9 protein-coding genes are annotated in these 12,426 nt (G+C 70.2%); 1 reads left to right on the plus strand and 8 read right to left on the minus strand.

The annotated features are described in order from the left end of the window. Positions 1-49: 49 nt before the first annotated feature. The 8 genes from TTH_RS10865 to TTH_RS10900 form a co-directional block, all read right to left on the minus strand. The gene (locus tag TTH_RS10865) at positions 50-826 is read right to left on the minus strand and encodes a CPBP family intramembrane glutamic endopeptidase (RefSeq protein ID WP_011229133.1); all 777 of its coding nucleotides are present in this window, start codon (positions 824-826) and stop codon (positions 50-52) included. A gap of 22 nt (positions 827-848) precedes the next feature. Next, the gene (rgy, locus tag TTH_RS10870) at positions 849-4,199 is read right to left on the minus strand and encodes a reverse gyrase (RefSeq protein WP_011229132.1); all 3,351 of its coding nucleotides are present in this window, start codon (positions 4,197-4,199) and stop codon (positions 849-851) included. A 391-nt stretch (positions 4,200-4,590) separates the two neighbouring features. Then, positions 4,591-5,244, minus strand: a complete 654-nt coding sequence (locus TTH_RS10875; protein ID WP_011229131.1) for a response regulator — start codon at positions 5,242-5,244, stop codon at positions 4,591-4,593. Next, positions 5,202-5,942, minus strand: coding sequence for a sensor histidine kinase (locus TTH_RS11745; protein WP_011229130.1), 741 nt, complete (start codon positions 5,940-5,942; stop codon positions 5,202-5,204). The genes TTH_RS10875 and TTH_RS11745 overlap by 43 nt, the downstream gene beginning before the upstream one ends. Before the next feature lie 600 nt (positions 5,943-6,542). Continuing rightward, complete coding sequence (locus TTH_RS10885) at positions 6,543-7,649, minus strand: ABC transporter ATP-binding protein (RefSeq protein WP_011229129.1); 1,107 nt, start codon at positions 7,647-7,649, stop codon at positions 6,543-6,545. A gap of 15 nt (positions 7,650-7,664) precedes the next feature. Beyond that, complete coding sequence (locus TTH_RS10890) at positions 7,665-9,362, minus strand: ABC transporter permease (RefSeq protein ID WP_011229128.1); 1,698 nt, start codon at positions 9,360-9,362, stop codon at positions 7,665-7,667. Between the two features lie 9 nt (positions 9,363-9,371). Then, a complete protein-coding gene (locus TTH_RS10895; protein ID WP_011229127.1) occupies positions 9,372-10,448 on the minus strand; it encodes an ABC transporter substrate-binding protein in 1,077 nt (358 codons plus the stop codon). Between the two features lie 396 nt (positions 10,449-10,844). Continuing rightward, entirely contained in the window at positions 10,845-11,735 is an 891-nt protein-coding gene (locus tag TTH_RS10900) for a 3'-5' exonuclease (RefSeq protein WP_011229126.1), read from the minus strand. Between the two features lie 196 nt (positions 11,736-11,931). Between TTH_RS10900 and TTH_RS10905 the strand changes: the two genes are divergently transcribed. Next, positions 11,932-12,426, plus strand: coding sequence for a hypothetical protein (locus TTH_RS10905; protein ID WP_081481500.1), 495 nt, complete (start codon positions 11,932-11,934; stop codon positions 12,424-12,426).

The raw sequence follows: 12,426 nt of genomic DNA on the forward strand, positions 1-12,426 counted from the left end.
CCGAGGACCTAGGGCCCCTCTACGAGCGGCTCCACCAGGAGCCGTAGCGTTAGACCCGCCTTCTGAGCCAGAGGTTGAAGAGGGCGAGGAGGAAGAGGCCGGGAAGCCCCACCACCCCCACGAGAAGGTCGTGGGTGCGCTCCACCGCGAGGAGGGAGAGCCCGGCCACGGCGTTCAGGGTGCCGTGGAGGAGGGCGGGGGCCCAAAGGGAACCCCCCTTCTCCCTGGCGTAGAGGAGGGCGGGGGTGAGGGCCAGGGTGAAGAGGACCATCATGCCCACGCCCAGGAGGCGGTGGTCCGGGTAGTTGTGGCCGAAGAGGAGGACCAGGGGGGCGTGCCAAAGCCCCCAGTAGAAGCCGATCTCTAGGCTTGCGGGCCAGAAGCCCCGCTCCCTCAGCTTCTCCCAGAGGTAGCCCCGCCAGAAGAGCTCCTCTCCCAAGGCGGCGAGGAGGTTCACCGTGGCCCCGGCGAAAAGCCCCTGGAGGAGGACGAGGGCCCAGAGGGCGGCCTCGGGGATCCGGGGCAGGCCCTCCGGCAGGGCCCAGGCCAGGCCCTTCCAGGGGGCGAAGGGGAGGCTTAGAGGGAGGGAGAGGAGGGTGAGGGCCACGGGGAAGAGCCAGGCGAAAAGCCAGAAGCGGTTGGGCCGGAAGGCCAGGGGGAGCCCGACCCCCTCCTTGCGGGCGAAGGCCAGGGCCACGAGGCCCGGGACCCACATGTAGAGGACGGCGAAGGCGAGGTAGGCGGGGTTTTGCGGGCGGAGGCCGAGGAGGTGAGCGGCCAGGGCAAGGCTCCACGAGAGGCCAAAGGTCCAGTAGAGGGCCCGCATCCCTTCCCTAGGCTACCAGGGGCTAGGAGTGCCCCTCGTCCTCGAGGGCCTCGAGGAGGGCCAGGGTGGCCCGGTGGAGCTCCCGCAGGAGGGGCACGGGATCTTCTCCCGCCTCCACCCGGTCCATCCAGGCCTCCACTTCCCGGGTGAAGGCCTCGCCGACGAAGCGCCGGGCCACGGGGGCGAGGGGGGGCCTTTCCGTGAGGAGGGCGTAGACCCTTTCGCCGAGGCGCGTGGGGACGAGGAAGGGCCCGCGGCGGACCACGTAGCGGCGCTCCAGGAGCCGCTCCACGGTGGCCGCGTAGGTGCTGGGGCGGCCGAGGCCCCGCCGCTTCATCTCCGCCACGAGCTCCCCCTCGGTGTAGCGCGCCGCCTTGGGGAGCCGCACCGTCTTGGGCGCCACGGCGTAGGGGCCGGCCTCGAGGTCGGGGTCCAGCCCCAGGGGCCAGACCCGGGCGAAGCCGGGGAAGAGGAGGGCCACCCGCAGGGTGAGCTCCTGGCAGGCCTCGCCGAGGCAGGCGCGAAGCCGCTTCTCCCGCACCCGGGCGGGGGCCATCTGGCTCGCCAGGAAGCGGCGGAAGATCAGGCTGTAAAGCCGCCCGTGGGCCTCGGAAAGGGGGAGGGCCGCGAGGAGCCCCGCCTCCTCTAGGTCCTCGGGCCAGAGGAGGCGGGTGGGGCGGATGGCCTCGTGGGCCCCGCCCTCCCCCCAGGGCCTGGGGCGGGCGTGCTCCGGACCGAAGCGGGCCTCAATGAGCCTCCGGGCCAGGGCCATGCCCTCCGGGGCCACCCGGGTAGCGTCGGTGCGGTGGTAGGTGATGAGGCCCGCCTCAAAGAGGTCCTGGGCCAAGGCCATGGCCTCCGGGACGCGGAACCCCTCCTTGGAGGCGTCGGCGAGGAGGGCGTCCGTGATGTAGGGGGGAAGGGGGTTTTGCTCCCGCTCCCCCTCCTCCAGGACCTCCAGGAGGAGGGTCTTCGCCTTGACCTCGCCGGGGAAGCGCAGGGTGAGCCCCCGGAGGGCGACCTCGGTGAAGGGGAGGCGGGTGCGGGCCTCCCGCTCCCGGGCGATCACCCAGCCGAGGACCGGGGTCTGGACGCGCCCGGCGGAGAGGCTCCGGCGCCTAAGAAGCTTTTGCAGGTCCTCCGAGAGGGCGAAGCCGATCCAGCGGTCGGCGATCCTGCGGACCATCTGGGCCTCCACCAGGTCCTCCTTCACCTCCCGGGGGCGCCTGAGGGCCTCGAGGAAGGCCCGGGGGGTGACGGCGTGGAACTCGCCCCGCGCCACCTCCTTCCCGAAGGCGCGGAGGGCGAGGAGGACGTCCCAGGCGATCTTCTCTCCCTCGGTGTCGGGGTCGGTGGCGAGGAGGAAGTCCTGGGCCTCCAGGGCCAGGCTCCTCAGGGCCTCGAGGGCCCGGTCGCGGTCGGGCCGGCTCGCCCTCCCGTCCGGGCAGAAGGGGTCCGGGACGCTCCCCTCTGGGCAGGCCCGCAAGGGGTGGTACCGGGGGCGGTAGGCGGGGGCCGTCTCCACCCCGTAGAGCCCGCCCCGGAGGGCGAGGTCGGTGACGTGGCCCCGGGTGGCGGTGACCACCAGGTACCCCTCCTCCGAGAGGGCCTCGTAGACCACGAGGCCGGGGAGGTAGCGGCGCATGGGCCGGCCGAAGAACCCGGCCAGGGTGCGGGCCTTGTTGGGCGACTCCACCACCACCACCCGCTCGGGCAGGGCGAGGCCGCCCCGCTCCCCCCGGGCGAGCCGGTCCCGGTCCTCGTCCACGCGCTTGAGGAGGGCCTCGAGGTCCACCTCGGCCACGGGGCGGGGCGGCGCCTCCAGGAGGTAGCCGAGCCGCCGCATGAGGGCGGTGAAGGCCTTCCTGTCCTCGGCGAGGAGGAGGGCGAGGCCCTGGGTGAGCCCCGCCGGGGTGAGGCGGCTCGTCCGCCCCGAGGCCTGGAGGTAGCCGGTGACGTCGGCGAAGACCAGGACGGGCTTCTCCCCCAGGAAGGTGAGCCCCACCTCGGGGCTTTCCGCCACGCGGGCGCGGAAGGCGGGGTCGGCGAGCCGCTCCAGGAGGGCCTGGCGCAGGGGGGCGACCTCCTTCTCCTGGAGCCCGGGCCTGCGCGCGAGGCTTCGGACCAGGGCCTTGAGCCCCGGGTCCTCCAGGAGGGGCAAGAGGGCGAGGCCCAGGCGCACGAGCTCGCCGGGGGCGAGGTCCTCCCCCAAGGCGAAGCGGAGCTTGGGCACCCCGAGGAAGAGGGCGTAGCGGACGCGCCCGGGGAGGTCCAGGCCCCGGGCCAGGGGGTTGCGCCAGGAGGCGAACCCCACGAGGTGGTCCGCCTCGCCCCGCCGGAAGGCCTCGAGGGCCTCGGGCTCCAGGTAGGCCTTGGCCCTAAGGCCCTGGGCCCGGAGGAAGCGGGCGAGGTCCAGGGCGGCCTCCTTCGGCAGGTCCCCGGGGAGGAAGAGGAGCCCCCCGCCTCCAAGCCGCCTCGCCCACTCCGCCCCCCGGGCCCAGAGGGCCTCCTGGGAGAGCCCGAAGGCCTCCTCGTACAGGTCCGCCACCTTGCGCAGGGCGAAGCTCGGCGTGCCCACCTCAAAGCCCAAAAGCTCACGGAAGAGGTGGACCCGCGGGGAGCGCGGCCTTGCGGTGGCGCTCGCCACGGCGAGGACTCCCCGGGCCTTCCTCCTCAGCCCTTCGGCCATCCGCTCGGCCTCCTCGGGGTTCTTCCTCCGGAGCCGGATGAGGGAGAGGCCCTTCTCCAGGTCCTCAGGGGTAAAGCCCAGAAGCTCCAGGACCCGGTCCACGTTCCGCGCCGACTTAAGGAGGCTGTCCACGTCGTCCACGAAGAGGAAGTCCACGGGCCGGGGGAGCCGGGCGTGGTTTTTGTAGAGGAAGGCCACGGTGAAGAGGCCGATGGGGCGCTCGCCCTCGAGGAGGGCCTCCTTCTCCTTGGGCTTCCCGGTGTAGGCCACGAAGGGGGCCCCCAGGGCCCGGAGCCGTTCCGCCGCCTGGGCCACGAGGAGGCGGGTGGGGAAGACGAGGTAGCTCCGCCGCCCCTCCCTGGCAAGCCAGAGGGCGGTGAGGAGGCCGAAGGTGGTCTTGCCGATCCCCGTGGGGGCGAGCATCGCGAAGGAGCGCCCCTGCACCACCCGCGCGGCCCAGGCCCGCTGCAGCGGCCAGGGCGGGGCGCCCACGTGGGCCGCGAAGAAGCGGGCCCAGTCGGCGAGGGCCTCCTCCTGGGCGAAAAACCGGGCCAGCGCCCCAGCCAGGGGGGGCTTCGCGGGGTCGGGCTGGCAGCGGGCGCAGGCGAGCCCCGCCGCGAGGCGCTCGCTTTCCACCTCGCCGCCGCAGTTCGGGCAGTAGGCAGCGTAGCGCGCCGGGATCACGGCCTCATCCTAACGCCCAGGCTTTCGGCCGAGCCTCTGGGTGGACTGGGCCGCCTCCACCCGCCTCCGGGGAGGGGCTTTGGGAGGCCCTTCGTTCCCCTGAGCCCCTCTTCCGAGGCGGAGGCGTGAGGGGACCGCGCCCCGGGCACGTCTCGTGACGGGTGCCGTCGCCCCAAGCGGCTGGCCAGGGCCTCACGGCCTCCCAGGGAGCACTTTTAGGAAAGCCTTTCAAAGGCGAGAAGGGCCTTGTCCAAGGCCGGTGCACGGCGGGCTCCTGTCCTCCGAGACCTTCCTTAGGCGGTCTTATGCTCGCTTCCGGTTTTCTGCGCCTGGCTGGCCCGGGGATCTTTTTCCAGGGTTCCGCGTTGGCGCAGGCCGGCATGGGGTGGTGTCAGTGGGGTTCCAGGCGGTAGGCCCGGGAGGGCCTTCCCGTCCCTCCATACCGCGGTTCGGCCCGCACCCGCCCCTCCCGCCGGAGGGCCTCCAGGTAGCGCCAGGCCGTGACCCGGGAAAGGCCCAAGGCCTCCGCCACCTCCTCGGCCGTGAGGGGCTTTCCCCCCTGCAAGAGGGCGAGGACCCGCCCCAGGGTCAAGGGGTCCAGGCCCTTAGGGGCCTGCCTACGCCCGAGGAGGCGGTCCACGTCCGCCTGGGAAACCTCCTTCTTGGCCTTGAGGTTTTGGAAGGCGCGGAAGCGGGCCAGGGCCTCACGGAGCCGGGAGCGCCCGAAGGGCTTCACCAGGTAGTCCATGGCCCCGCCCAAGAGGGCCCGCTCCACCGTGGGCACGTCCCTGGCGGCGGTGATGACCACGGTGTAGACCCCTTCCAGGGCGGGGAGGAGCTCCAGCCCGTGGCCGTCGGGGAGGTAGAGGTCTAGAAGGACCAGGTCAGGGTTTTCCTCCAGGAAGGCCCAGGCCTCCCGGAGGGTTCCGGCAATTCCCCCCACCCTTAGGCCCTCCTCTTCCAGAAAGGCCCGATGGAGGGCGGCCACCCGCCGATCGTCCTCTACGATGAGGGCCTGGGCAGGCTTAACCAGAAAACCGTCCACCTCCCCTTTCTATGGTAGCCCACCTCGCCCCCCAGGGCCCGCGCCTGCGCCCGGGCCAAGGCGAGGCCGTAGCCCCGCCCCGTGCCCCGGCCGCTCGCTCCGGGGAGGAAAGGGGTCTCCTTTCCCTCGGGAAGGCCCGGCCCGTCGTCCAGAACCTCCACCTTAAGGCCTTCCTCCTCCAGGAAGCGGAGACCCACCTCGCTTTGGGCCGCCTCGAGGGCGTTCTCCAGCAGGTGGCCGAGGATGCTCGCCAGGCTCTCCCCTATGGAGGCGTAGCGGGCGGGGAGCCTCCCTTCAAGGCGGAAGCCTAGGCCCCGCTCCCTGGCCCGGCGCAGCTTGCCGAGCAGAAGGGCGGCCACCAAGGGCACCTCTATTCCGCGGAGAAGGCTTTCCAGCGCCTTCTCGGCGGCGAGCTCTCCTTGCACGAGGCGCAGGGCCTCTTCCACCTGCCCGAGTTCCAGGAGCCCGCCGATGACATGGAGGAGGTTTTGGAACTCATGGGCCTGGGCCCTAAGGAGCTCCAGGTGGCGCCGGCTTTGGGTGAGCTCCTCCGCCAGGCGCAGGAGCTCGGCCTGCTCCTGGAAGAGGGCGATCCGCCGGTCCCCAAACCCCAGAAGCCGCACCCGGCCCGGGCGGCCTGTGGGCAGGGGCAGGTAGGCCTCGCCCTCCTCGAGGCGGTCCGCCAAGGCGGGCCACACCCGCCGCAAGGGGAGGGGGGCAGGGCTCCTGGGGGGAGGCCCAGGAGGGCCAGCCCCTTGGGGTTGAGGAGGACCACCTCCTCCCCCTTGAGCACGGCCACCCCCTCCTCCAGGCTGGCGAAGGCCGCGGTTAGGTCATTAAGCCGCTCCGCCCCTTCTTTCAGAGGAGCCCCAAGCGTCCGACGGACGGCCCCCTCGGCCCGCCTCCAGGCCCAAAGCCAGGCGAGGAGGGCGAGGCCGAAGGGGAGCAGGGGGGAGGGCAGGTAAGGGGAGTAGGCCCGCGCCGCCTCCAGGATTCCCCTGTCCCATGGGCGCGCCGCCCAGACCAGGATCCCTTGGGGCGCCACCTCTACCCCTGCGGCCGTTTCGCCCCAAAGGGGAGCGGCTTCCCTGGGGCGCTCGGTGAGCCGCACGCCAAGCGGCGAGAGGGCCTGGGGATCAGAAAGCCTTGCCGCGGCCTCCGCCAGGGCCTCCGTTTCCCTTAGGGCTGAGGCCAGGAGGTGGCGGTTGGCCTCGAGGCCGATTGCCAGCCAAAGACCTAGGGCCAGCGCCAGCACCGGAAGCCAAAGTGCCCGGGCCACGGAGGCATTATGCGCGGGCCTACCCGGGGTAGGCCAGGGCCGCCTCCGGATCCACGGCGAGGCGCACCCGTGCCTCGCCCAGGGGAAGCGGGCTGTAGAAGCGAAGCAGGGCGTCTCCCACGCGCACCCAGTGCTCGTAGTGGCTTCCCAGGTAGAGGCTGTGGGCGAGGGCTCCCTCCAAGGCGTTCACCTCCCCCACGCCCGCAGGGCGCAGGGCCTCGGGGCGGAGGACAAGCTTGGCCAGCCTTCCCGGGACCAAAGCCCCCATGGCCCGGGCCCGCAAGGGGAAGCCCGCAAGCTCCAGGCGGGCCGTGGATCCCTCGAGGCCCACCACCAGGGCCTCCACCACGTTGGGGTTGCCCAGGAAGTCGGCCACGAAGAGGGTCTTCGGATTGCGGTAAAGCTCCTCCGGGGTGCCCACCTGCTCCATCCGCCCCTCGTTCAGGAGGGCGATCCGGTCGGCGATGGCCATGGCCTCGCCTTGGTCGTGGGTCACGAAGAGGGCGGCCTTGCCCGTGGCCTTTAGGGTCTCCCTAAGCCACACCCGGGCCTGATCGCGGAGCTTGGCGTCCAAGTTGGAAAGGGGTTCGTCCAGAAGGAGAAGCTTTGGGTCGTAGGCCAGGGCCCGCGCCAAGGAAACCCGCTGCTGCTGCCCCCCGGAGAGGGCCCCCGGGTAGCGGCGCTCGAGCCCCGTGAGCCCCAAGCGGTCCAAAAGGCCGAGCACCCGTTCCCGCACCGCTTTTTCCGGCACCTTCCGGAGCCTCAGGCCGTAGGCCACGTTCTCGTAGACGGTGCGTTGGGGCCAGAGGGCGTAGGACTGGAAGACGAGGCCCAGATTGCGCCGCTCCGGGGGAAGGAACACCCCCTTTTTCCCGTCAAAAAACACCTCTTTGCCGAGGAGGATCCTCCCCCCCGTAGGCCGCAAAAGCCCCGCCACCGCGCGGAGGAGGGTGGTCTTGCCCGAGCCCGAAGGCCCCAGGAGGGCCACGATTTCCCCGGGTTCTACGGCCAGATCCACCTCTTTGAGGACGAGGTTCTCCCCGAGGCGCACCTCGAGGGCCTCCACCCTTAGCGTTTCCGCCGAAGCGGTCACAACCTCCTGCCCGTCAAGCGCTTTCCGAACCATGCTCCTGCCCTTCCCTCAAAGCCCTTGGGGCCTCACCCCAAGCCGATTGGCCAGGACAAAGACGCCGCTGACGATGAGAACCTGCAGGGTGGCGAGGGCGGCGATGACGTCCACCGCTCCCGTCCCCCAGAGGGCCACGATCTGGGCCCCCAGGACCTCGGTGCCCGCCGTCATCAGGTAAACCCCCGTGGAGTACTCCCGGACGAACTGGATGAAGAGCAAGAACCAAGCGGTAAGGACCCCGCCTTTGAGGAGGGGAAGGGTACCGTGGAGGAAGGCCCTAACGGGGGAGGCCCCCGCGATCCTGGCCGCCTCCTCCACCTCCCGCCCTACCTGGAGGAGGGCCGCCGTGAGGAGCCTCACCCCGTAGGGCATCCAGACCACCGTGTAGGCCAGAACGAGAGCAAAGAGGGTGTTGCGCCAGGGGGCGATGGGCTTGAAGAAGAGGAAAATCCACAGGAAGGCGAGCCCCATGATGAGCCCGGGGACCGCCCGGGGCAGGCCCGCCAAGTAGTCCAGGACGCGCCCAAAACCCCGGCCCCGCTGGATGCCCAGGGCGATGAGGAGGTAAAAGGCCAGGGCCAGGAGGCCTCCGAGGGCGGCCACCCAAAGGGTGTTGGTCACCGCCCGGCTCAGGTTCGGGAGCTTAAAGACATCGGCGTAGTGCCCCACGGTGAAGACCTCCCGCAGGTCCACCCCCGGGCCCCAGCTGGTGACGAGGCTACGGAACACCACCCCGAGCACGGGGAGCACCACCGCCACCAGGAGGTAGAGGGCGAGGGCGAAGGCCCACACGTACCGGAGCCGCCCCAGGGGAAGCCTTTCCGTGCGGTATCCCCGGGCTCCGATGGCCACGTACCGCCCTTCCATCCGCCCCACCAGGTAGCGCTGCAGGAGGACCAGGGTGAAGGCGATGAGGACGATGAGGACGCTCACCGCCGCCATGAGGTGGTAGGCGGAGGTTCCGGTGATGGCGGTGAGGCGGTAGAGGTAGGTGGTGACCACCATGATCCCTTTGGCGTCCCCCAGGACCAGGGGGAGGCCGAAGAGCTCAAAGCCGAGAAGGAGCATGAGGGCCCCGCTGTAGACCAGGGCGGGGCGCACGAGGGGGAGGGTGACGGAGAGGGCCACCTGGTAGGGCCTCGCCCCCGCCACCCGGGCGGCCTCCTCCAGGGAGGCGTCCACGTTCTGGATGGTGCTGGCCACGTAGAGGTAAACGTAGGGCACGTGGGTAAGCCCGGCGATGACGGCGATGGCGGGAAGGGTGTAGATGGTCCAGGGGACGTGCCCAAGAAGGGACTCCACCCAGCCGGAAACCACTCCCGAAGGCCCAAAGGCCACGATGAACCCGATGCCCAGAATGATGGCGGAGATGAAGATGGGGGCGAGGAGCAAGAGCTCAAAGAGCCGGGCGAAGGGAAGGTCGGTCTTGGTGACGAGGAAGGCGAAGAGGCTCCCCAGGGGTACGGCGATCAGCACCATGCCAAGGCCGATCAGAAAGGAGTTTTTCAGGGCCTCGAGGAAGTAAGGGTCGTGGAGGACGTAGCGGTAGGCCTCGAGGGCGAAGCGCTTGGCCGGGGCGAAGAAGGGGGCGGTGAGGAGGCTCTGGTAGACCAGGATCCCTATAGGGGCGAGGACCAGAAGCCCCACCGCCCCCGTGAGGAGGGCGAGGGGCCAGGGAACCGAGGGGGCAAGCGGGGCCTTCCGGACCATGCTCCACCCTTACTGGCCCCGGACGGCCTGCCGCCAGAAGGTGAGGAAGCGCATCCTCTCGGCGGGGTCCAGGTTCTTGAGGATTTCCGTGGACACCGGGATGGCGTAGACCTTGTCCTTTCCCCCCACCGCTTTGTAGAGGGCCTGGGGCGTGGCCTCCCCCACCACCGTTTCCCTGCGGGCGAAGATGAGGGCGGTGTAGGCCATGAGGTTCTGGCCCCTTAAGGAGAGGAGGTAGTCCAGGAAGAGCTTGGCCGCGTTCGGGTGGGCCGCCCTCTTGTTGATGAAGGCCACCCGCTGGATGGCCACGGTGCCGTCGGTGAGGTAGGCGATGCCGAGGTCCTTCACCGTGCGCTGCCGGAGGAGGGCGTAGGAGCCGAAGAAGCCGTAGGCCAGGTAGTGCTCCCCGGAGATGACCTTTTCAAAAGCGGCCCCGGTGGAGGAGTAGAGGGCGGCCTGGGCTTTGCCGAAGGCCCGGGCCAGCTCCTGGAAGGCGGGGAAGCGGTCGTAGTCCGCCTTGAGGATGGTGAAGCCCACGGCGCTCCGCTCGGGGTCCCAGGTGGCCACCCGCCCGCGCATCCGGGGCTCCTGGAGGAGCCGGGCGAGCCCTTCCCGGGTGGTGGGCACCTCCTCGGGCTTGAGGAAGCGCTTGTTGTAAACGACGACCGCGGGCTCGAGAGTGGTGCTGTAAGCCAGGTTCCCCAGGCGGGCGTTGGCGGGCCAGTTCTTGGCCTCGGGGGAGTCGTAGGGCAGGGCGTAGCCCTCGCTCGCAAGCTTGACCTGGAGCTCCATGGCGCTGGACCAGAGAAGGTCTGCGCTGGAGGCTCCGGCTGCAGTCTCGCTCACGAAGCGGTCGTAGATGGCTTGGGTACCCAGATCATTGTATTCAATCTGTATAAAGGGATAAAGTTTGCGGAAATCGTCCAGAAGGGCCTGGGCGCTGGATTGATCCGTGGAGGAGTAGATGATGAGGCGCCCTTCTTTCCGCGCCGCCTCCACCACCTGCGGGTCCGAGGCAGGCCGGGACTGCTGGGCCAGGACCGAGGCTATCGCCAAAGCCACAAACCACAGGATCGCTCGCCGCATGGCTCCCACCTCCTTATTGGGCAAGGCCAAGTTTAGCGAAGCGCTCTTCTCCTTGGCAAGATTTGTTGCGTTTCTTTCCCTTTCGTTCCCGGCGGCACGGGCCGGGCCTTGGTCCGGTGGTCCGGCGGAGGGGCTAAGGGGGCAGGCCGAAGCCGCGGCCGCCCACCCGCGGGAGCCGCCTTCCCGTGTTTTGGCCTAGCCTTTTATGGGCTTGCCCTGCAAAGGTCGGGATGACGGGCGTATACTCGCGCCCCGATGGGCAAGCGCGGCTTCGTTCGCAGGGAGGCAAGCCCCTAGGAGGTCCTGGAGCGCTGCCTGCGCCTGGCCCAGGAGGTGGCCCCGCCCACCCCCAAGGGCAAGCGGGGCCGCCCCTGGCGCTACGGACACGCCCTTTACCTAGCCCTCCTTCTCTACCGCGCCTTCTTCCGCCTCACCTACCGCAAGACGGAGGCCTCTCTCCAAGACCTCATGGAGGGGCCTTTCCCTTCCCACCAGTCCCTGGCCCGCTACGCCGTGCGCCACCTGGACAAACTCCTTGATTCTCTGGGCGGGGCGGGGCTTGGGGAGGAGGTCGGGGCCGAGGTCGGTGGGCGCGGGGAAAGGCCTGCCCTCCTTTTCCACGAAGAAGGCCTCCACGTCGGCCTCCCGGGCGAGGAGGTCCTTGATTAGGCCCTCGTCCTCGGGGAAGAGGTGGCCCTCGGGGAGGCCGAGTTCCCTCCAGGCCCGCACCAGGCCCGGGTGCTGGGCGAGGGCGCGCCTGCCCCGGTCCAGGAGCCGGTGGAAGACCGCGAGGGTGGCTTGGGCGTCGTTCAACGCCCGGTGGGCCCCCTCCAGGGGGCGCCCGAGGAGGAAGGCGTAGAGGTCCCCGAGGCGGTACCCCTCGAGGCCCCCCGGCGGGGTGGGGAAGAGGAGGTGGGCGAGCCTCAGGGTGTCCAGGGCCTCGCCCTGCCAGCGAGGAAGGCCCGCCTCCTCCAGGTGCCGCTGGAGCAGGGGGAGGTCGTAGCGGAGGAGGTTGTGGCCGAGGAGGGGCCTGCCTCCCAAGAAGGCCAAGAGCTCCTCCAAGGCCTCCTTCGGGGCCACCTTTTTCGCCTCGTATTCCTCGTAAGGGATGCCCGTGAGCTGGAAGACCTCGTGGTCGGGGGGAAGGGGCCTTTGCGTGGCCAGGTAGCGGTGAAAGACCCGCCCCTCGCCGTCCACCGCCGCCACCTCCAGGACCTCCGCCTCGCTCGGATCCGTGGAGGTGGCCTCGAGGTCCAAAGCGACGGGGTGCGATACGCCAAAGGCCACGGCTTCAAGATAGGAGGGTCCCGGACGGGGGGATGTGACCTTTGCACCCGGCTTCTCGGGGGGGCTTTCCCCGGCCTACCGCCTGGGTTCCAGGCGGTCCCCGAGCCCGTTTTCCGAGGAGGTCCGAGCCGAGGAGGGCCCTGGCGCCGGGGGTTTTTCACAGGTTTTTCACACGCCATGCTTATGTTTGGGCACGATGAGGTGGAAGAGCGTTCTCGGTTTGGCGGTCTTGCTCCTGGCCTCCCTGGCCTTGGCCCAGGCCCTCACCCTGGACCTGCGGCCCTATCTGGTCAAGGTGGTGGAGGGCAAGGAGGTCTACGAGGCGAACCCCCTGGCGGTGAGGCCGGGGGACGTGCTGGAGTGGCGCCTGGTGGCGGAAAACCGCGCCCAGGGCGACCTCCGCCAGGTGGCCCTCGTCATCCCCATCCCCAAGGAAACCTACTACCTGGAGGGGAGCGCCAAGCCCCTTCAGGTGGGAGGGACGATCGTGCCGCCCGAGTTCAGCTTTGACGGGGGGAAGACCTTCGGCAGGCCTCCCCTCAAGAAGCGGATTCGGGTGGTGGAAAACGGAAAGGAGGTGGAGAAGGAGGTGGAGGTCAAGCCCGAGGAGTACACCCACGCGCGCTGGGTCATCCCCGTCCTTTCCAAGGGGGACAAGGTGATGGTGAGCCTCAGGACCATCGTGAGGTAA

It is taken from the genome of Thermus thermophilus HB8 (assembly GCF_000091545.1).
Classification (GTDB): domain Bacteria; phylum Deinococcota; class Deinococci; order Deinococcales; family Thermaceae; genus Thermus; species Thermus thermophilus.